The organism is Serratia sp. X10 (assembly GCF_017811775.1).
Lineage (GTDB): Bacteria > Pseudomonadota > Gammaproteobacteria > Enterobacterales > Enterobacteriaceae > Serratia > Serratia ureilytica.
In genome coordinates this window covers 107,843-127,807 of sequence record NZ_JAEIOH010000007.1, presented here as the reverse complement: position 1 = coordinate 127,807, position 19,965 = coordinate 107,843, and the positions used below count along the sequence as shown (strand labels likewise).

Sequence of the window (19,965 nt, the reverse complement as noted above, 5' to 3'; positions counted from 1 at the left end):
CCTGACGCTCAACAACTCACATCGATACACAGGTATTTCAGCTCCAGATATTCTTCTATCCCGTAGCGCGATCCTTCACGCCCGAGCCCTGACTGTTTCACGCCGCCGAACGGCGCCACTTCGTTGGAAATCAGCCCGGTGTTGATGCCGACCATGCCGTACTCCAGCGCTTCCGGCACCCGCCACTGGCGCGCGGCGTTCTGCGTGAACAGGTAGGCGGCCAGGCCGAATTCGGTGTCGTTGGCCATGGCGATGGCTTCCGCCTCGTCATGGAAGCGGAACAGCGGCGCCACCGGCCCGAAGGTCTCTTCTTTGGCGAAGCGCATCTTCTGCGTCACGCCGGTCACCACCGTCGGCTGGAAGAAGGTGCCGCCCAGCGCGTGCGGCTGGCCGCCGGTGGCGATCTGCGCCCCTTTGATCAGCGCGTCATCGATGTGGCTCTGCACCTTCGCCACCGCATCACTGTCGATCAGCGGCCCCTGAGTGGTGCCTTCCTGGCTGCCGTCGCCGACTTTCAACTGCTCGACCGCCGCCACCAGCTTCTCCGCCAGCCGCTCGTAGATGCCGTCCTGCACGTAGATGCGGTTGGCGCACACGCAGGTCTGGCCGCTGTTGCGGAACTTGGAGGCCATGATGCCCGCCACCGCCGCGTCCAGATTAGCGTCGTCGAACACGATGACCGGCGCATTGCCGCCCAGCTCCAGCGACAGTTTCTTGATGCTCGGCGCGCACTGCGCCATCAGAATGCGGCCGACCTCGGTCGAGCCGGTAAAGCTCAGTTTGCGCACCACCGGGCTGTCGCACAGTACCTTGCCCACCTGCGCCGCTTCGCCAGTCACCACCTGCAACACGCCGGCGGGAATGCCGGCGTCCTGCGCCAGCTTGGCCAACGCCAGCGCGGTCAGCGGCGTTTGCTCGGCCGGTTTGACGATGATGGCGCAACCGGCCGCCAGCGCCGGCGCCACCTTGCGGGTGATCATCGCCGCCGGGAAATTCCACGGGGTGATGGCCGCGCACACGCCGATCGGCTGCTTCACCACCACCAGGCGCTGCGAAGCCTGCGGCGCCTGCAATACCGCGCCGTCCACCCGTTTGGCCTCTTCGGCGAACCAGGTGATGAACGACGCGGCGTAGGCCACTTCGCCGCGCGCTTCCGCCAGCGATTTGCCCTGCTCGGCGGTCATCAGCTGCGCCAGATCCTCCTGCGAGGCCAGCACCTTATCGGCCCAGGCCAGCAGCAGCGCGGAACGCTGCTTGGCGGTCAGCTGTTTCCAGTCGTTTTGCGCCCGCTGCGCCGCTGCGATCGCCTGCTGGGTTTCCTCTTCGCTGACCAGCGGAATGCTGGCCAGCTCGGCGCCGGTGGCCGGGTTGATCACCGCTTCGCGCTTGCCGCTCAGGGCGTCGCACCATTCGCCGTTGATCAGACACTGGCTGCGCAACAGCTCGGGATTATTCAATTTCATGCCGTTCGCTCCTTAGTGGGCCAGCGCGCGGGACAGAATGCCCATCGCCTTGGTGAACTGATCGTCCGGGATGGTCAGCGGGTAGAGGAAGCGGATCACGTTGCCGTTCACGCCACAACTCAGCAGCAGCAGCCCTTCCTCCATCGCCTTCTGCTGCACCTGACGGGTGACATCGGCTGAAGGTTTACCGGTAGCCGGATCGTTGAACTCCACCGCCACCATCGATCCCTGCGCGCGCACATCGGCGATCGCCGGGCTGGTTTTACGCGCCTGCTGGAGCACTTCCACCAGGTGTTGGCCCAAGCGCTGAGCGCGCTGGCACAGCTGCTCTTCTTCGATCACGTCCAGCACCGCGTGCGCGGCGGCCACCGCCAGCGGGTTACCGGCATAGGTGCCGCCCAGCCCGCCCGGCGCCGGCGCATCCATCACCTCGGCGCGGCCCGCCACCGCCGACAGCGGCATGCCGCCTGCCAGGCTTTTCGCCATAGTGATCAAATCGGGCTTAACGCTGTAGTGCTCCATGGCGAACAGCTTGCCGGTACGGGCGAAGCCGGTCTGCACTTCGTCGGCGATCAGCAGGATGCCGTGCTGGTCGCACAGCGCGCGCAGCGCCTGCATGAAATCGGCCGGCGCCACGTTGAACCCGCCCTCGCCCTGCACCGGCTCCAGCACAATGGCCGCCACCTGCTTGGGATCGATATCCGCTTTAAACAGGCGGTCCAGGCTGTTCATCGCGTCTTCGGTGGTCACGCCGTACAGCGCGTTCGGGTACTGGCCGTGGAACACCGAACCGGGGAATGGGCCAAAGCCCAGTTTGTAAGGCGCCACTTTGCCGGTCAGCGCCATGGTCATGTAGGTGCGGCCGTGGAAGCCGCCGCCGAAGGTGATCAACCCCGGGCGGCCGGTATAAGCGCGGGCGATCTTCACCGCGTTTTCCACCGCTTCCGCGCCGGTGGTGAAGAAGGCGGTTTTACACGGGCCGGCGATCGGCGCGCGCTGGTTGATGCGCTCCGCCAACGAGACATAGCTTTCGTAAGGAACGATCTGATAGGCGGTGTGAGTGAAGGCCTGCAGCTGCTTTTCAATCGCGGCGATCACCTTCGGGTGACGGTGGCCGGTGTTCAGCACGGCGATCCCCGAGGCGAAGTCGATCACTTCTTTGCCTTCCACATCCCACAGCGTGGCGTTCTCTGCACGCTCGGCGTAAAAACCACACATCACGCCCACTCCGCGCGGGGTGGCGTCCTGACGGCGTTGGTTCAATTCTGCGTTTTTCATGCTGTTCTCTCCGGTCGATGCCAGTTACACGTTTCGTTCACATTCGTGAAACAATGCCGTTTATTTACACAGGATGTGGCCCTATAATCGAGTGCCAGTTACGAATAATTGAGGGATCCAATTGCGCTCATTGAGTGGTGATCTGTTGCTGCAGCGCCTCGGCGAACAGCCCGATGACAAGCTGCACAAGCGGCTTTACAACGCGATCCGCACCAGCATTCTCGACGGCAGCCTGCCGCCCTCCAGCCGCCTGCCCGCCTCGCGCGATCTGGCACAGGAGCTCAGCCTGTCCCGCAACACTGTGTTAACCGTTTATGAACAACTGCTGGCGGAAGGCTACGTGTCGGCGCGCGCCGGCAGCGGCACCTTCGTCGCCGACACGGTGCCGGACAGTTGCCTCTCCACCGGCGGCGCTTCGGCGGACGGCAGCGGGCAACCGCGGCGCGTCGACCTGTCGGAGCGCGGCGCCACGCTGCTGCATCACGCCAGCGCCAGCCCCAAACAGTGGGGGGCGTTTATTCCCGGCGTCCCCGACGTCAACGCCTTTCCTCATCAGCTGTTCAGCAAGATCCAGGCGCGCCTCAGCCGCCGCCCGACGCCGCAACGGCTGACCTACAGCAATCAGGGCGGCAGCCCGGAGCTGCAGCATGCGTTGGTGGAGTATTTACGGGTGGCGCGCTCGGTGCGCTGCTCGCCGGAACAGATCCTGATCACTGAAGGCATCCATCAGGCGATCGATCTGGTGACGCGCATGTTGTGCAATCCGGGGGATGACGCCTGGATCGAAGAGCCGGGCTATTGGGGGATCCGCAATATCCTGCGCATCAATGCGCTGAACATCTGCCCGCTGGCGGTGGACGAGGCCGGGCTGGTGCCGCCGGAGCAGCCGGTCAACCCGCCGCGCCTGATCTTTGTCACCCCGTCGCACCAGTATCCGCTCGGTTCGGTGATGAGCCTGGCGCGCCGCCAACGGCTGCTGGCGCTTGCGCGCAACGCCGGCGCTTGGATCGTCGAGGACGACTACGACAGCGAATTCCGCTTTTCCGGCCAACCGATCCCGGCGCTGCAAGGGCTGGAAGCCGACGCGCCGGTGATCTACATCGGCACCTTCAGCAAGACGCTCTATCCGGCGCTGCGCCTCGGCTATGTGGTGTTGCCGCCGCCGCTGGTGCAGCCGCTGAAAACCGCCCACGCCGAGCTGTACCGCGGCGGGCACCTGCTGATCCAGAGCGCGCTGGCGGAATTTATCCAAGAGGGACACTACACCGCGCATATCCGCCGCATGCGGCTGCTGTACGCCCGGCGGCGCGCCTTCCTGACCGGGTTGATCGAACAGCACCTCGGCAAGCAGGCGCTCAGCGAGTTCAACAGCAACGCCGGATTGCACCTGATCCTCAACCTGCCGGACGAGGCCGACGACGTGGCGATCGCCGCCGCCGCCGGCGCGCGCGGGGTGCTGGTGCGGCCGCTGTCGCGCTATTACATGCTGCCCAACCGCCGACGCGGCCTGCTGATGGGCTTTGCCTGCGTGCCGGAAGAGCAGATGGCCGCCGCCTTCACCCAACTGCTTACGTGCATCAACGCCCCGCACTAAGTCAGAATGCCGCCCGCCTGCCTCACCAGGCCTGAAGCCGCCAGCCATCCGCCTGCCGGTTCAGGCGATGCGTCGGCCGCAGCGCCTGCAGGAAGTCTTCGTCGTGCGACACCACCATCATCGCGCCGGGAAAATCCGCCAGTGCGGTTTCGATCGCCAACGACGACGCCAGATCCAGGTGGTTGGTCGGCTCATCGAGCAACAGCAGCTGCGCCGGTTGGCGCCGCCACAGCGCACAGGCCAGCGCCGCCTTGAGCCTTTCACCGCCGCTGAGCGAGCCCAGCGGCAACGCGATGCGATTCGCGCCAAGCTGCAGCTGCGCCAGCCGGGTGCGCAACGCGCCTTCCGCCAGCGGCGAATCCTGTAGCCCCAGATGCTCCATCACCGACAGGCCCGGGTCGAGCTGCGATAGGGTTTGATCGAGGTAGGCGGTCGACAGCGGACAATGACAATAGCCGGAAAGCGCCGTCAGCTGACCGAGAAGAGTCTTCAGCAGGGTGGATTTGCCGCAGCCGTTGGGGCCGGTCAACGCGACGCGCATCGGGCCGTCGATACGCAGATCGAGCGGCGGCGCGCTGACGAACGGCAGCTGCAGCCGCTCGAGCACCAGCACCTGCTTGTTCGCGCTCACTTCACTGCCCGGCAGCGCCAGCAACACCGGCTGTTCCTCTTCCACCCGCTGGTAGGCTTCGCGCACCGCCGCATCGAGGCTGTCGCGCCGATCCTGATGCTGTTTGCGCAGCGTGCCGAGGCTCTCCTTCGCCGCCGACTTGTAGGCCACCCGCTCGAAAGAGGCGATATTCAGCGTATCGACGACGCGCAGCGTTTGCGCCGAGCGCCGCTGGCTCATGTCGTGCTCTTTCTGTTGGCGGGCGCGGGTGCGGCGGCGCTCCTCGCGCGCATGCTCCAGATCGGCGCGCGCCGCCTGCTGCTGCGCATCGCGCTGCCGCCGGTAGTCATCATAGTTGCCGCCGTAGCTGCGCAGCGCGCCGGGCGTCAGTTCGACGATGCGCTCCATGCGCGCCAGCAGCTGCCGGTCATGGCTGGCGATCAGCAACCCGCCGCGCCACTGATCCAGCTGCTGATACAGCCAGGCGCGGCCGGCGCTGTCGAGGTGGTTGGTCGGTTCGTCCAGCAGCAGAAAATCCGCTTCGCCGAGCAAGGCGCCGCACAGCGCCGCGCGCATCCGCTCGCCGCCGCTCAGCGAACTGGCGGATCGCAACGGATCGAAGGCCGGCAGCCCGGCGGCGGCGAAGGCGTTTTGCAGGCGATCGTGGAGATCCCATCGCCCTTCCAGACGATCGATATCGTCCGCCAGCGGCCGCCCCTGCTCGATACGCGCCAGCGCGGCGAACGCCTCGCCATAGCCCAACAGCTGGGCCAGCGTGGTGTCCGCGGCGATCTCCGGCTGCTGTGCAACGTAAGCTACTGCGGCATGAGATTCGACGTGCCCGTTGCCCGGTTGATCCAGCCCGGCGATCAGGCGCAGCAGCTGGGTTTTGCCGACGCCGTTGCGCCCTACCAGGCCGCAGCGCTGCCGGTCGAAAGCGAGATCCAGCGGGCCGAACAGCGTTTCGCCGTCAGCAAATTGGCAGGTCAGTTGATGTAAAACGAAATAAGGGGACTGCGCAAAATGAGCCATAAGCACTCCTGAATGAGATCAAAACATCCCCACAGGGCGCGAGAGCGCACGGCGTGGGACCAGATATCAACAGGTGTGGGTGTTCATTTTCGGTAATGGCTCCGCAGAGAGAAGGAATTTGCAACGCGTAAAGGCTAACCGATCTTTTGTTCGTTATGCAAACAGAGTCTGAGATTCATGACATCTATCACATTCGGCGCAACGCAAATTCCCAAGCGACGCGACAACGGCTAGATTTATCTCATCCGACCACTTTTGTTCACATAATTATAACAACGGGCCCCGATTTCACCCGATGGAGAGTGCAATGAGCAATTACCCTCACCTGCTGGCGCCGCTGGATCTCGGCTTCACCACTCTGAAAAACCGAGTGCTGATGGGATCGATGCATACCGGCCTGGAAGAGCTGCCCGACGGCCCGCAGCGCCTGGCCGCGTTCTATGCCGAGCGCGCCGCCGCCGGCGTGGCGCTGATCGTCACCGGCGGCATTGCCCCGAACGAACAGGGCGTGGTGTTTCGCGGCGGATCGATCCTCAACAGCGAGGCGCAATTGCCTCACCACCGCCCGGTGACTGAAGCCGTCCACCGGGCGGGCGGCAAAATTGCGCTGCAGATCCTGCACACCGGCCGCTACAGCTATCAACCCAAGCTGGTGGCCCCTTCCGCGCTGCAGGCGCCGATCAACCCGTTTACGCCGAGCGCACTCAGCGCAGCGGAGATCGAGCAGACTATCGCCGACTTCGCCCGCTGCGCGGCGCTGGCGCAGCAGGCCGGCTATGACGGCGTTGAGGTGATGGGATCCGAGGGCTATCTGATCAACCAATTCTTGACGACGCGCACCAATCAGCGCGACGACCAATGGGGCGGCAGCTTCACCAACCGCATGCGCTTCGCCGTCGAAACCGTCAGGGCGGTACGCCAGGCGGTGGGCCCGGAATTCATTCTGATCTACCGGCTATCGATGCTCGATCTGGTGGAAGACGGCTCCAGCTGGGAGGAGATCGAGCAGCTGGCGCTGGCGATCGAACAGGCGGGCGCCACGATCATCAATACCGGCATCGGCTGGCACGAAGCGCGTATTCCGACCATCGCCACCATGGTGCCGCGCGCCGGATTCAGCTGGGTGACCCGCAAGCTGATGGGCAAGGTCAGCATCCCGCTGATCACCACCAACCGCATCAACGATCCGGCGGTGGCCGAGCAGGTGCTGGCGGACGGCTGCGCCGACATGGTGTCGATGGCGCGTCCGTTCCTCGCCGACGCCGCCTTTGTGCAGAAAGCCGCCGAGGGGCGCGCCGACGAGATCAATACCTGCATCGGTTGCAACCAGGCCTGTCTCGACCAGATTTTTGAAGGCAAGCTGACTTCCTGTCTGGTCAACCCGCGCGCCTGCCGCGAAACCGAAATGCCGCTGACGATGGCGGAAAAACCGAAAAAACTGGCGGTGGTCGGCGCCGGCCCTGCCGGGCTGGCCTTCGCCACCACCGCCGCCAGCCGTGGCCATCAGGTGACGCTGTTCGACGCCGCCGAGCAGATCGGCGGCCAGTTCAACATCGCCAAGCAGATCCCCGGCAAGGAAGAATTCCATGAAACGCTGCGTTACTTCCGCCGCCAGCTGGCGCTGCGTGAAGTGACGGTCAAACTGGGCGTCAAGGTCGAGGCGGCGGATTTAAGCGAATTCGATGAGGTGATCCTCGCCTGCGGCATCGTGCCGCGCACCCCGGACATCCCCGGCATCGGGCACGCCAAGGTGCTGAGCTATCTGGACGTGCTGCGCGATAAAAAACCGGTCGGCCAGCGGGTGGCGATCGTCGGCGCCGGCGGCATCGGCTTCGATACCGCCGAGTACCTTAGCCAGCACGGCGTGTCCAGCAGCCTGGATCAGGCGGAATTCAACCGCGAATGGGGCATCGATGGCCGCCTTGAACAGCGCGGCGGGCTGGCTGAGCAAGGCCCGCAGGCGCCGCGCGCCGCCCGGCAAATCTACCTGTTGCAGCGCAAAACCAGCAAAGTGGGCGAAGGCCTGGGCAAAACCACCGGTTGGATCCACCGCGCCAGCCTGGCGATGCGCGGCGTGAAGATGCTCAACAGCGTCAGCTATCGGCTGATCGACGACGAAGGGCTGCACATCACCCGCGCCGAGCAAGACAGCTGCCTACCGGTGGACACGGTGGTCATTTGCGCCGGGCAGGAACCGCGCCGCGAACTGCAGCAACCACTGCTGGCGATGGGGAAAACCGTGCACCTGATCGGCGGCGCCGACGTGGCCGCCGAGCTGGACGCCCGCCGCGCGATCGATCAGGGTACGCGGTTGGCGATGGCGCTGTAAAAAAGGGGCGCCCGGCGCCCCTTGTTATTCACGCTCAGCGACGCGCGCCGGATTTCACCGCTCTCAAGATCACGAACTTCTTGTTCGAGGCCACCAGCGTGCAGTTGCCGAACAGGCGCTTGAGCTTCTGATGGTAGTCGAGGTGACGGTTGCCGACGATGCGCAGTTCGCCGCCCACTTGCAGGCAGCGCTTGGCGTCGCAGAACATCTGCCAGGCGGTGTGATCGGTAATGGCGTGTTGCTGGTGGAACGGCGGGTTGCACAGCACCGCCTGCACGCTTTCACGCTCGATGCCTGCCAGCGCGTTGTTCACCTCAAAATGACAGCGGTCCAGCTCTTGCGGCAGGTTGTGCTCCACGTTCAGCTCGCTGGAGGCCACCGCCATGTAGGATTCATCGACGAAAGTCACCTGCGCGTCCGGATTCTGCGCCAGCGCCGTCAGGCCAATCACACCGTTGCCGCAGCCCAGATCGACGATATGGCCGTTCAGGCCGCGCGGCAGATGCTCCATAAACAGGCGCGCGCCGATATCCAGGCTGCCGCGCGAGAAGACGTTGGCGTGGTTGTGGATCAGCCAATCGGTGCCGTCCAGCGTCCAGTTGGTGGTTTCCGCCGCCGCCGGCGGGACGATGTCCGCCGCCTGGCAGAAAATCAGGCGCGCCTTCTTCCACGCCAGGCTGGTGCGCGTCGGGCCCAGCACCTTTTCAAACAGCTGCATCGTCGAGGTATGCACGTCGCGGGCTTTGGCGCCGGCGACGATCAGCGTGTCTTCGGTCACGACGTGGCGCAGCGCGCGCAGCTGCTGTTCCAGCAGCGCCAGCGCTTTCGGCACGCGAATCAGCACCACTGCCGGCGCCGCCGGCAGCTCGGCCAGGCTGTCCAGCAGCGTGACCTGCTCGGGATCCAGACCGTTGAGCTTGAGGTTGTGGCGCGTCGCCAACTGGCTCATGTACGAGTCGCTGACGCTGTAAGGACGATGCGCGTGCAGCGCGCAGGCCAGGGTGCCGAAGTTATCGTTGAAAATCAGCACCGGGCGGCCGCCGATATCTACATTTTCAAGCTGTTGCAGCAGATATTCGTCCGCTGCTTCCCACGCCTGCAGCTGGGTGGATTCTTCCTGTTGGGGATAACGCTCCAGCTCAAGTTGCTGTGTTCCCAGATCGAGTTGGCTCATTGCCCCTCCTGACTGATAAAATTTGGGCTGTTTATCCCCTAAAAACGCCCGTCAGTAAAATGTTTTTTCGGATAAATTGCGTATTGCGCCGCGTATCTGAAAACCCACGCCCCTTTTCCCCTTTAACAACATTAACCTTCCTTGCTCGCACGTCCATGTTGACGTTTTTTTAACCTGACGGAGTGTAACTTTAAATGTTACACTGCCAATCCCTATGGAAGGGGGAAGCATGATTAAATCTTTCCGCGATCGCTATCTGGAACAGTTCTATCTGGAAGGCAGGCGCAGCCGTCTGATTCCCGGCATGCTCGAACGGCAGTTGGCCAGAAAGCTCGATATGTTGGCGGCCGCGCAGCAAGAGCGGGATTTGCATCACCCCACGGGCAACTATTACAAGCGGCTATCCGGGCCGTTTCAGGGGTGGTCAAGTCTGCGCGTTAATATGCACTGGCGGCTGATGTTCCAGTGGCGACATGATGCCGCTGAAAGAATTTACCTCGATCCTCACCAAGATACCTGAACGAGGGAGAACCCATGTTGGAAACCACGACTCGCGAACCCACCACGGTGGGGGAAGTGCTGCAGGAAGAGTATTTAACGCCGTTGGGCATCGGCCAGGAAGAACTGGCGAAGGTGTTGGGCGTCACCCGCGCCACCGTTAACCGCCTGTGCAATGGGCATCGACGCATGAGCGTTGCCGAGGCCAACCTGTTTGCCGATCTGTTCGAAACGACCGCCGACTTTTGGCTGAACCTGCAGGCGGCGCACGATCGCTGGGAGGCCAGACAGGCCGATGCGCAGCGTGTGCGGCTGCGGCCAATCAAAGAAATACTGGGACGCAATATCACTCATGCATGACATCGAGCTCGCTTACCTGCAAGGCTACCCGGCGCATCTGCAAAGCCAGGTGCAGCAATTGATCCACCAGAACCGGCTGGGAGACGTGCTGCTGCAGCGCTATCCGCAGGTGCACGACTGCACCACCGACAAGTCGCTGTATCAGTTTACCGTCGATCTGAAAAACCAGTATCTGCGCAACGCCCAGCCGCTGAGCAAGGTGGCTTACGACAGCAAGATCCACGTCATGAAGCACGCGCTTGGCCTGCATACCGCCATCTCGCGCGTGCAGGGCGGCAAGCTGAAAGCCAAGGCGGAAATCCGCGTGGCGACAGTGTTCAAGGTCGCGCCCGAGCCGTTCCTGCGCATGATCGTAGTGCATGAGCTGGCGCACCTGAAAGAGAAAGATCACAACAAGGCGTTCTACAGCCTGTGCTGCCATATGGAACCGGATTACCACCAGCTGGAGTTCGATACCCGGCTGTATCTGACGCACCTTTCGCTGTTCGGCGAGCTGTATGCATAGCGAATGAGGGCGTGATAATCTGCGGTTTTAAGCCTGGACCGGAGCTCGCCATGATTCGCTTTGCCGTCGTCGGCACCAACTGGATTACGGAACGTTTTATTGATGCCGCCCATGAAAGCGGCAAACTCAAGCTGAGCGCCGTGTATTCACGCTCGCTGGAACAGGCGCAGGCGTTTGGCGCCAACTATCAGGTCACGCAGTTTTTCGACTCTCTCGAGGCGATGGCCCAGTCCGACGCCATAGACGCGGTGTATATCGCCAGCCCCAATTCCCTGCATTGCCCGCAATCGCTGCTGTTCCTGCGCCATAAAAAGCACGTGATCTGCGAAAAACCGCTGGCCTCCAACCAGCGCGAAGCGGAACAGCTGGCGGCCTGCGCGCGGGAAAATCAGGTGGTGCTGTTCGAAGCGTTCAAAAGCGCCTATCTGCCGAATTTTCTGGCGCTGCAGCAGGCATTGCCGAAAGTCGGCCGGCTGCGCAAAGCCTTCATCAACTACTGCCAATACTCTTCGCGCTACCCGCGCTACCTGGCCGGCGAGAACCCCAACACGTTTAACCCGCAGTTCTCCAACGGCTCCATCATGGATATCGGCTACTACTGCCTGGCCAGCGCGGTGGCGCTGTTCGGCGCGCCGCAGTCGGTGCTCGCCAGCGCCACGCTGCTGGAAACCGGTGTGGACGCCCACGGCACCGTCTGCCTGAACTACGGCGATTTCGACGTCACGCTTTCCCATTCCAAGGTCAGCGACTCGGCGATCCCCAGCGAGATCCAGGGAGAGGAAGGCACGCTGATTATCGACAAGATTTCCGAGTGTCAGGGCGTGGCGCTGACGCCGCGCGGCGGCAACCGCCAGGATCTGAGCCAGCCGCAGCACATCAACACCATGCTGTATGAAGCGCTGGCCTTCGCCGAGCTGGTGGAAAATCACCGGGTGGAACATCCAGGGCTGGAGAATTCGCTGATCGTCGCCCGCCTGCTGACCGATATCCGCCGCCAGACCGGCGTCGTCTTCCCCGCCGACGGAGAATGAGATGAAACCGTTGCTCGTGATGCAAACCGGCGACGCGCCGCAGGCCATTCGTCAAGAATTGGCCAACTTTGATGGCATGTTCCTGCAACAAGGCAATATCGACGCCGAACGCGCGCACATCGTACACTTGCCCGCCGGCGAGCGGCCGTTGTCGCCGGCCGCCTATTGCGGCGTGGTCATCACCGGCTCGCCGGCGATGGTGACCGAACGGCTGCCGTGGAGCGAAGAGGCAGCCGAGTGGCTGCGCCAGGCGATGGCGATCAAACTGCCGCTGTTCGGCGTCTGCTACGGGCACCAGCTGTTGGCCTACGCGCTCGGCGGCGAAGTGGGCTACCACCCGCAGGGCATGGAGGTAGGCACGCTGGAGATCGAACTGCTGCCCGCCGCGGCCGAAGACCGGCGACTCACCCTGCTGCCGCCGCGCTTCAAAGCCAACCTTATCCACTCGCAGAGCGTGCTGACGCCGCCCGCCGGCGCGCAGACGCTGGCGCGTTCGCAGCAGGACGCGCACCAGATCCTGCGCTATGGCGATCATGCCCTGACCACCCAGTTCCACCCGGAATTCAACGGCGCGGTGATGAGCCAGTATCTGCAGTGGCTCGGCGAGCTGCATCCCGAGCAGCAGGCCCGCTATCAGCAGCAACAACAACAGGTTAGCGACACGCCGTTCAGCCGCCTGCTGCTGCAGGGATTCGTCGTCAGCCTGGGCGCGCAAAAAGCGTTGGCCGGCTAACGCGATTCACGTTGACCACCGACACATTTTGCATTACTTTCTGCTCTGCAAAGGGGAGTAACTTCATTGCCGGTCAATCGTCATTACGATGCGCAAGCATCCGGTTACCGGGCAACCTGATGTCAAAGGTGTAACCACCTTCATCAACGTTGTAAGTGAGACCTTGCCGGAAGGCGAGGTTTGCTTGCAGCGTTCACAGAGCGGCTGGCGTCTTCCGACGTTGGCCGTTTTTGTTTTTGAAGGATACCTCTGATGATGAATTCCGTTGGCACACCGTGGTTATGGGGCAGCTTCGCCGCCGTCATAGTCGTGATGCTCGCAATCGACCTCCTGTTGCAGGGCCGTAAAGGCGCGCACACCATGACCCTGAAGCAGGCCGCCAGTTGGTCGCTGGTGTGGGTCAGCCTCTCTCTGCTGTTCAATTTCGGTTTCTGGTACTACCTGAATGAAACCGCCGGGCGCGCCGTCGCCGATACCCAGGCGCTGGCCTTCCTGACCGGCTACCTGATCGAAAAAGCGCTGGCGGTGGATAACGTGTTCGTCTGGCTGATGCTGTTCAGCTACTTCGCCGTGCCGGCCAACCTGCAGCGGCGAGTGCTGATCTATGGCGTGTTGGGGGCGATCGTGCTGCGGACCATCATGATCTTCGCCGGCAGTTGGCTGGTCAGCCAGTTCCAGTGGCTGCTGTATCTGTTCGGCGCTTTCCTGCTGTTCACCGGTATCAAGATGGCGCTGGCGAAGGAAGATGACTCGGCAATCGGCGACAAGCCGCTGGTGAAATGGCTGCGCAGCCGCCTGCGCATGACCGACAGCCTGGAAGGCGAGCGCTTCTTCGTGCGCCGCAACGGCATCCTGTTCGCCACCCCGCTGGTGCTGGTGCTGATCCTGGTCGAGCTGAGCGACGTGATCTTCGCAGTGGACAGCATTCCGGCGATCTTCGCCGTAACCACCGATCCGTTCATCGTCCTGACCTCTAACCTGTTCGCCATCATGGGTCTGCGCGCCATGTACTTCCTGCTGGCCAACGTAGCGGAACGGTTCTCGATGCTGAAATACGGCCTGTCGGTGATCCTGGTGTTTATCGGCATCAAGATGCTGATTATCGACTTCTTCCACATCCCGATCGGCGTGTCGCTCGGCGTGGTGGCGGGCATCCTGACGCTCACCTTGCTGATCAATGCCTGGGTCAATCGCCGCAACGATCGACTGGCGAATAAATAACCACAATCTGTTATCCGGGGCGCTAGTCGCCCCGCGATTGTTTGGCAATTCCCGCAAAACGCCAAACGTTATTGCGATCACACAAATGTAACCAGTATGTTATCAAGTGTTGATCCGCGCTCAGAATTTCATCCCCGCCTCTTTCCAACATCATTCGATTGCTGAATACTGATTCGGCAAACACACTTAGTTACAGAATCATATAAAGCTGCCCGGTGTCGTTCCCGCCGCGGCGGCCAGATAACATCAGGAAGAAAGCACTATGCAAAAACTACTACAAAAGATCACGCAGGGTAGCCTGGTCAAACAAATCATGGTCGGCCTGGTGGCCGGCATTCTGTTGGCGCTGGTTTCGCCGGCGGCCGCGGCGGCCGTCGGCCTGCTCGGTTCCCTGTTCGTCGGCGCGCTGAAAGCGGTGGCGCCGGTGCTGGTGCTGATTCTGGTCATGGCCTCGATCGCCAACCATAAACAGGGGCAGAAGACCAACATTCGCCCGATCCTGTTCCTCTATCTGCTGGGCACCTTTGCCGCCGCGCTGGTGGCGGTGGTCGTCAGCTTTATCTTCCCTTCCACGCTGGCGCTGACCACCGGCGCGACGGACATTACCCCGCCAGGCGGCATCGTGGACGTGATGAAGGGCCTGTTGATGAGCGTAGTGGCCAACCCGTTCCATGCGCTGATTAACGCCAACTACATCGGCATTCTGGCGTGGGCCGTCGGGCTGGGGCTGGCGCTGCGCCACGCTTCCGAAACCACCAAGGGGCTGATCAACGACATGTCCCATGCGGTCACGCTGGTGGTGCGCGCGGTGATCCGCTGTGCGCCGCTCGGCATCTTCGGCCTGGTGGCCTCCACGCTGGCGGAAACCGGCTTCGGCGCGCTGTGGGGCTATGCCCAGCTGCTGATGGTGTTAATCGGCTGCATGCTGCTGGTAGCGCTGGTGCTCAACCCGCTGATCGTGTACTGGAAGATCCGCCGCAACCCGTATCCGCTGGTGTTCGCCTGCCTGCGCGAGAGCGGCGTGACCGCCTTCTTCACCCGCAGCTCGGCCGCCAATATCCCGGTGAATATGGAACTGTGCAAGAAGCTGAACCTGAATGAGGACACCTACTCGGTTTCCATCCCGCTGGGCGCCACCATCAACATGGCCGGCGCGGCGATCACCATCACCGTGTTGACGCTGGCGGCGGTAAACACGCTGGGCATCGCGGTGGACGTCCCGACCGCCCTGCTGTTGAGCGTGGTGGCGGCCCTCTGCGCCTGCGGCGCCTCCGGCGTGGCCGGCGGTTCGCTGCTGCTGATCCCGCTGGCGTGCAACATGTTCGGCATTCCGAACGACGTGGCGATGCAGGTGGTGGCGGTCGGCTTTATCATCGGCGTACTGCAGGATTCGGCGGAAACCGCCCTCAACTCCTCCACCGACGTGCTGTTCACCGCCGCGTCCTGCCAGGCGGAAGACCAGCGGCTGGCGAACGAAGATCCGCTGAAGGTGCGTTAATCGCGCGTTGCTTCATCAAAAAGGCGCTCCTTCGAGCGCCTTTTTTGTCAGCTTTACAGCGTCACCCCGCTTTTGAAGATCGCCAGCTCGCGATAGTCGTTGGTTTCATTACGCGCCGGGCGGCCGTTGGCGATCTCGACAATCAGATCGATGAAGCGGCTGAGCAACGTCTCCATCGCCACGCCGTGGATCAGGCTGCCGGCGTCAAAATCGATCCAGTGCGGTTTCTTCGCCGCCAGCTCGCTGTTGGTGGCCAGCTTCACCGTCGGCACAAAGCCGCCGTAAGGCGTGCCGCGCCCGGTGCTGAACAGCACCATATGACAGCCGGCGCCGGCCAGCGCGCTGGTCGCCACCGCGTCGTTGCCCGGCGCGCTGAGCAGATTCAGCCCCGGCACGCGCAGCCGCTCGCCGTATTTCAGCACGTCCACCACCTGGCTTAGCCCCGCCTTTTGGGTGCAGCCAAGCGACTTCTCCTCCAGCGTGGTGATGCCGCCGGCCTTGTTGCCCGGCGACGGATTCTCATAAATCGGCTGCTGATGGGCGATGAAATAGCGTTTGAAATCGTTGATCATGTCGACGGTTTTGTCGAAGGTTTCTCCATCGCGGCAGCGGCTCATCAGAATGCGCTCGGCGCCGAACATCTCCGGCACTTCGGTCAGCACCGTGGTGCCGCCGTTGGCGATCGCATAGTCGGAAAAACGCCCCAGCAGCGGGTTGGCGGTAATGCCCGACAGCCCGTCCGAACCGCCGCATTCCAGGCCGAACTTCAGCTCGCTCAGGCGGCCCGGCTCGCGGCGATCGTGGCGCATCTCCCGATACAGCTCGTGCAACAGCGCCAGCCCGGCCTCCACTTCGTCGTCCTGCTGTTGGCACACCATAAAGCGCAACCGCCGCTCGTCCTCTATCCCCAGCGTGGCGCGAAAGGCATCCACCTGATTGTTCTCGCAACCCAGCCCGATCACCAGTACCGCGCCGGCGTTGGGATGGCGCGCCAGGTTTTGCAGCATGATGCGGGTGTTGGCATGATCCTGCCCCAGCTGCGAGCAGCCGAACGGGTGGCTGAACAGATGCACGCCGTCGATCCCGTCCGCCTGTGTTTGCTGCAAAAAACGCTGCTGGATCTGGCGAGCGATACCGTTGACGCAGCCGACGGTCGGCACGATCCACAGCTCGTTGCGGATCCCCACTTCGCCGTTGGCCCGTCGGTACAGCCGCACCTCGCGATCCGCCGCCTGCGGCGGCAGCGTCGGGAACTGCGGCTGGTAACGGTAGCTGTCCAGATCGCTCAGGTTGGTTTTGACGTTTTGCGAATGAATATGCTCCCCAGGCGCAATGGCCGCGAGCGCATGGCCGATCGGCTGGCCATATTTGATGATGTCTTCACCCTCGGCGATCGGGCCGAGCGCAAATTTATGCCCGCGCGCCACCGGCTGCGCCAGTTTGACGACCGCGCCTTCCAGCTCAACGCGCTCTCCGGCAGCCAGATCGCGCAGCGCCACCGCCACGTTATCCTGCTCGTGAATCTTTATCGTACTTTGCATAAACCGGTCCCGGATAACGGCTACGCCAGTTCAATGGCGAAATAGTTTTTGGCGTTGTCGAAGCAGATGTTTTTCACCATCTCGCCCAGCAGCGCGATATCCGCCGGCGCTTCGCCGTCCGCCACCCAGCGGCCGATCATCTGGCAAAGGATGCGGCGGAAGTATTCATGGCGCGTATAAGACAAGAAACTGCGACTGTCGGTCAGCATGCCGACGAAGCGGCTCAGCAGCCCGAGCTGGGCCAGCTGCGTCATTTGGCGCTGCATGCCGTCCTTCTGATCGTTGAACCACCAGCCGGAGCCGAACTGCATCTTGCCCGGCGTGCCTTCCCCCTGAAAATTGCCGATCATGGTGCCGATCACTTCGTTATCGCGCGGATTGAGGCAATAGAGAATGGTTTTCGGCAGACCGCCCTGCCGCGCCTGAGCATCCAGCAGCCGCGACAGCGGTTCCGCCAGCGGCCGGTCGTTGATTGAGTCGAAGCCGATATCCGGCCCGACGGCGGCCAACATGCGGCTGTTGTTATTGCGCAGCGCGCCGATGTGATACTGCTGCACCCAGCCGCGGCGCCGGTACTCGCCGGCCAAAAACAGCAGCACCGCGCTTTTGAACTGGGCGCTCTGTTCCGGCGTCGGCAGCTCGCCGTTCAGGCGGCGCAGCAGGATCGCATCCAGCGCCGCTTCATCAGCCTCGCCGAACACCACCACGTCCAGCGCATGGTCGGCCACCTTGCAACCGTGGGCGGCAAAGTGATCCATGCGCTTGTACAGGGCGTCGCACAGCGCGCTGAAGCGGCCGATGGCGGTGTCCGCCGCCGCCTCCAACTGCCGCAGATAGTCGTTGAAGCCGGGCGCATCGATGGTGAAAGCCTTGTCCGGCCGCCAGCTCGGCAGCACTTTGATAGCGAAACTGCGATCGTCGGCGATCGCCCGATGATGACGCAGATCGTCGATCGGATCGTCGGTGGTGCCGACCATTTTCACGTTCATTTGCTGCATGATGCCGCACGCGCGAAACTCATCCTGCGCCAGCAGCGCATTGCCGCGCTGCCAGATTTCATCCGCCGTGGCCGGCGACAACAGCATATCCGTGATACCGAACGGGCGACGCAGCTCCAGATGCGTCCAGTGATAGAGCGGGTTGCCGATGGTGTGCGGTACCGTGGCGGCCCAGGCGTCGAATTTCTCGCGATCGCCCGCATCGCCGGTGCACAACCGCTCCGCCACGCCGTTGGTGCGCATCGCCCGCCATTTGTAGTGATCGCCCCGCAGCCAGATATCGTACAGGTTGCTGAAGCGGGTATTCTCCGCGATCTGCTGCGGCGGCAAATGGCAGTGGTAATCGAAAATCGGCTGCTGCGCCGCGTAGTCGTGATACAAGCGCCGGGCAAATTCGCTGTCCAGCAGGAAATCTTCGCTCAAAAACGTCGCCATCTCGGGCTCCTTACTTGCCGTGCGGCACGGGGTTCTAATCACAAAAGTTATCACACCAATTTTAACTGGCGTCCAGCAGATTTTTCCCGATGTCTGCCGTTCATCCTCTCTCCACGCCCTTTTTCGCTCAATTTACCGGCAAAAATGCCCTATTTCACCGGCCACAGTATCACTCAGGCGAATAATTCCTTTTGTGATATCACTCAACTTTTAAACCTGTATGACAGGTTATTGTCTCGCCAGCCGCATCGACGGCCACACCTTCAAACGGGGAGACACTTCGGATGCGTAAAATTAAAGGGTTACGCTGGTACATGATCGGACTGGTGACCATCGGCACTGTGCTGGGTTACCTGACCCGCAACGCCATCGCCGTGGCGGCGCCGACGCTGGAAGATACGCTGCACATCACCACCCAACAGTATTCCTATATCGTCGCCGCCTACTCCGCGTGCTACACCGTGATGCAACCGGTGGCGGGCTACGTGCTGGACGTGCTGGGCACCAAGGTCGGCTACGCCATGTTCGCTATTCTGTGGGCGCTGTTCTGCATGGGCACCGCGTTGGCCAACAGTTGGGGCGGGCTGGCGTTGGCGCGCGGCGCGGTCGGCATGGCGGAAGCGGCGATGATCCCCGCCGGGCTGAAGGCCAGCAGCGAATGGTTTCCGGCCAAAGAACGTTCGATCGCCGTCGGCTATTTCAACGTGGGCTCGTCGATCGGCGGCATGATCGCCCCGCCGCTGGTGGTATGGGCCATCGTCGCGCACAGCTGGGAGATGGCGTTCATCATCACCGGCGTGCTGAGCCTAATCTGGGCCATCTGCTGGCTGCTGTTCTACAAACACCCGAAAGATCAGAAGAAACTGAGCCAGGAAGAACGCCGTTACATTCTCGAAGGCCAGGAAGCGCAGCACCAGACCTCTAACGCCAAAAAGATGTCCGCCTGGCAGATCGTACGCAACCGCCAGTTCTGGGGCATCGCGCTGCCGCGCTTTCTGGCGGAGCCGGCGTGGGGCACCTTCAACGCCTGGATCCCGCTGTTCATGTTCAAGGCCTACGGTTTTAACCTGAAAGAGATCGCCATGTTCGCCTGGATGCCGATGCTGTTCGCCGATCTCGGCTGCATCGTCGGCGGCTACCTGCCGCCGCTGTTCCAGAAGTATTTCAAGGTCAACCTGATCGTCTCGCGCAAGCTGGTGGTGACGATGGGGGCGGTGTTGATGATCGGCCCCGGCATGATCGGCCTGTTCACTAGCCCTTACGCGGCTATCGCGCTGCTGTGCGTCGGCGGCTTCGCCCATCAGGCGCTGTCCGGCGCGTTGATCACCCTCTCTTCCGACGTGTTCGGCCGCAATGATGTGGCGACCGCCAACGGGCTGACCGGCATGGCGGCCTGGACCGCCAGCACGCTGTTCGCCCTGGTGGTCGGCGCCCTGGCGGACACCCTCGGCTTCAGCCCGCTGTTCGCCGCGCTGTCGGTCTTCGACATTCTCGGCGCCATCGTTATCTGGACGGTGTTGCAAAACCGTCCGGCCGCCGAACCGCAACCCGCTGCGCTGCAGCCCACCCCGGCGCGCAGCTGATCCCCCGCCCGGCCGCTGCGCCGGGCCCCTTGCTCCTCTGGCAGCGGTGCCGAATAAGTGGTATAACAAATCCGATGGCCAC

General features: G+C 62.7%; 16 protein-coding genes. 10 read left to right on the top strand and 6 right to left on the bottom strand.

The window, feature by feature from the left end:
* Positions 1-8: 8 nt before the first annotated feature.
* Together J9788_RS20335 and J9788_RS20330 are read right to left on the bottom strand one after the other, a co-directional pair.
* Positions 9-1,463 carry an NAD-dependent succinate-semialdehyde dehydrogenase gene (locus J9788_RS20335; RefSeq protein WP_046897269.1) on the bottom strand — a complete coding sequence of 485 codons (1,455 nt, stop codon included), beginning with the start codon at positions 1,461-1,463 and terminating at the stop codon, positions 9-11.
* Positions 1,464-1,475: 12 nt separating this feature from the next.
* Entirely contained in the window at positions 1,476-2,741 is a 1,266-nt protein-coding gene (locus J9788_RS20330; protein WP_182265450.1) for a 4-aminobutyrate--2-oxoglutarate transaminase, read from the bottom strand.
* Positions 2,742-2,862: 121 nt separating this feature from the next.
* Between J9788_RS20330 and J9788_RS20325 the strand changes: the two genes are divergently transcribed.
* Positions 2,863-4,335, top strand: a complete 1,473-nt coding sequence (locus J9788_RS20325; RefSeq protein ID WP_182265451.1) for a PLP-dependent aminotransferase family protein — start codon at positions 2,863-2,865, stop codon at positions 4,333-4,335.
* 22 nt (positions 4,336-4,357) lie between these two features.
* Here J9788_RS20325 and J9788_RS20320 read toward each other — a convergent pair whose 3' ends face one another.
* Positions 4,358-5,977, bottom strand: a complete 1,620-nt coding sequence (locus tag J9788_RS20320) for an ABC-F family ATP-binding cassette domain-containing protein (protein ID WP_046897266.1) — start codon at positions 5,975-5,977, stop codon at positions 4,358-4,360.
* Positions 5,978-6,284: 307 nt separating this feature from the next.
* Here J9788_RS20320 and J9788_RS20315 point away from each other — a divergent pair, with 307 nt between their 5' ends.
* Positions 6,285-8,306 carry an FAD-dependent oxidoreductase gene (locus J9788_RS20315; protein ID WP_182265452.1) on the top strand — a complete coding sequence of 674 codons (2,022 nt, stop codon included), beginning with the start codon at positions 6,285-6,287 and terminating at the stop codon, positions 8,304-8,306.
* Between the two features lie 34 nt (positions 8,307-8,340).
* Here the strand turns inward: J9788_RS20315 and rlmG are convergent, their stop codons facing one another.
* Complete coding sequence (rlmG, locus tag J9788_RS20310) at positions 8,341-9,480, bottom strand: 23S rRNA (guanine(1835)-N(2))-methyltransferase RlmG (protein ID WP_182265453.1); 1,140 nt, start codon at positions 9,478-9,480, stop codon at positions 8,341-8,343.
* 229 nt (positions 9,481-9,709) lie between these two features.
* Between rlmG and J9788_RS20305 the strand changes: the two genes are divergently transcribed.
* From J9788_RS20305 to sstT, 7 genes are all read left to right on the top strand, one after another.
* Entirely contained in the window at positions 9,710-10,000 is a 291-nt protein-coding gene (locus J9788_RS20305) for a type II toxin-antitoxin system RelE/ParE family toxin (protein WP_046897263.1), read from the top strand.
* 14 nt (positions 10,001-10,014) lie between these two features.
* Complete coding sequence (locus tag J9788_RS20300) at positions 10,015-10,338, top strand: HigA family addiction module antitoxin (RefSeq protein WP_015379150.1); 324 nt, start codon at positions 10,015-10,017, stop codon at positions 10,336-10,338.
* The gene (locus J9788_RS20295; protein WP_042785417.1) at positions 10,331-10,843 is read left to right on the top strand and encodes a M48 family metallopeptidase; all 513 of its coding nucleotides are present in this window, start codon (positions 10,331-10,333) and stop codon (positions 10,841-10,843) included. The genes J9788_RS20300 and J9788_RS20295 overlap by 8 nt, the downstream gene beginning before the upstream one ends.
* A gap of 50 nt (positions 10,844-10,893) precedes the next feature.
* Positions 10,894-11,874: a Gfo/Idh/MocA family protein gene (locus J9788_RS20290; protein WP_046897262.1), complete on the top strand. Its 981-nt coding sequence runs from the start codon at positions 10,894-10,896 to the stop codon at positions 11,872-11,874.
* Position 11,875: 1 nt separating this feature from the next.
* Positions 11,876-12,607 (top strand): glutamine amidotransferase, encoded by a 732-nt coding sequence (locus J9788_RS20285; RefSeq protein WP_046897261.1) that lies wholly within the window; start codon positions 11,876-11,878, stop codon positions 12,605-12,607.
* Positions 12,608-12,859: 252 nt separating this feature from the next.
* Positions 12,860-13,828: a TerC family protein gene (locus J9788_RS20280; protein ID WP_046897260.1), complete on the top strand. Its 969-nt coding sequence runs from the start codon at positions 12,860-12,862 to the stop codon at positions 13,826-13,828.
* A gap of 262 nt (positions 13,829-14,090) precedes the next feature.
* On the top strand, positions 14,091-15,326 hold the full coding sequence (sstT, locus tag J9788_RS20275; RefSeq protein WP_046897259.1) for a serine/threonine transporter SstT: 1,236 nt from the start codon (positions 14,091-14,093) through the stop codon (positions 15,324-15,326).
* Positions 15,327-15,379: 53 nt separating this feature from the next.
* Here the strand turns inward: sstT and J9788_RS20270 are convergent, their stop codons facing one another.
* Positions 15,380-16,867, bottom strand: a complete 1,488-nt coding sequence (locus J9788_RS20270; protein ID WP_046897258.1) for a UxaA family hydrolase — start codon at positions 16,865-16,867, stop codon at positions 15,380-15,382.
* Between the two features lie 20 nt (positions 16,868-16,887).
* A complete protein-coding gene (gene uxaC / locus J9788_RS20265; protein WP_182265454.1) occupies positions 16,888-18,300 on the bottom strand; it encodes a glucuronate isomerase in 1,413 nt (470 codons plus the stop codon).
* 284 nt (positions 18,301-18,584) lie between these two features.
* Between uxaC and J9788_RS20260 the strand changes: the two genes are divergently transcribed.
* Positions 18,585-19,883, top strand: a complete 1,299-nt coding sequence (locus J9788_RS20260) for an MFS transporter (RefSeq protein WP_182265455.1) — start codon at positions 18,585-18,587, stop codon at positions 19,881-19,883.
* Positions 19,884-19,965: the final 82 nt, after the last annotated feature.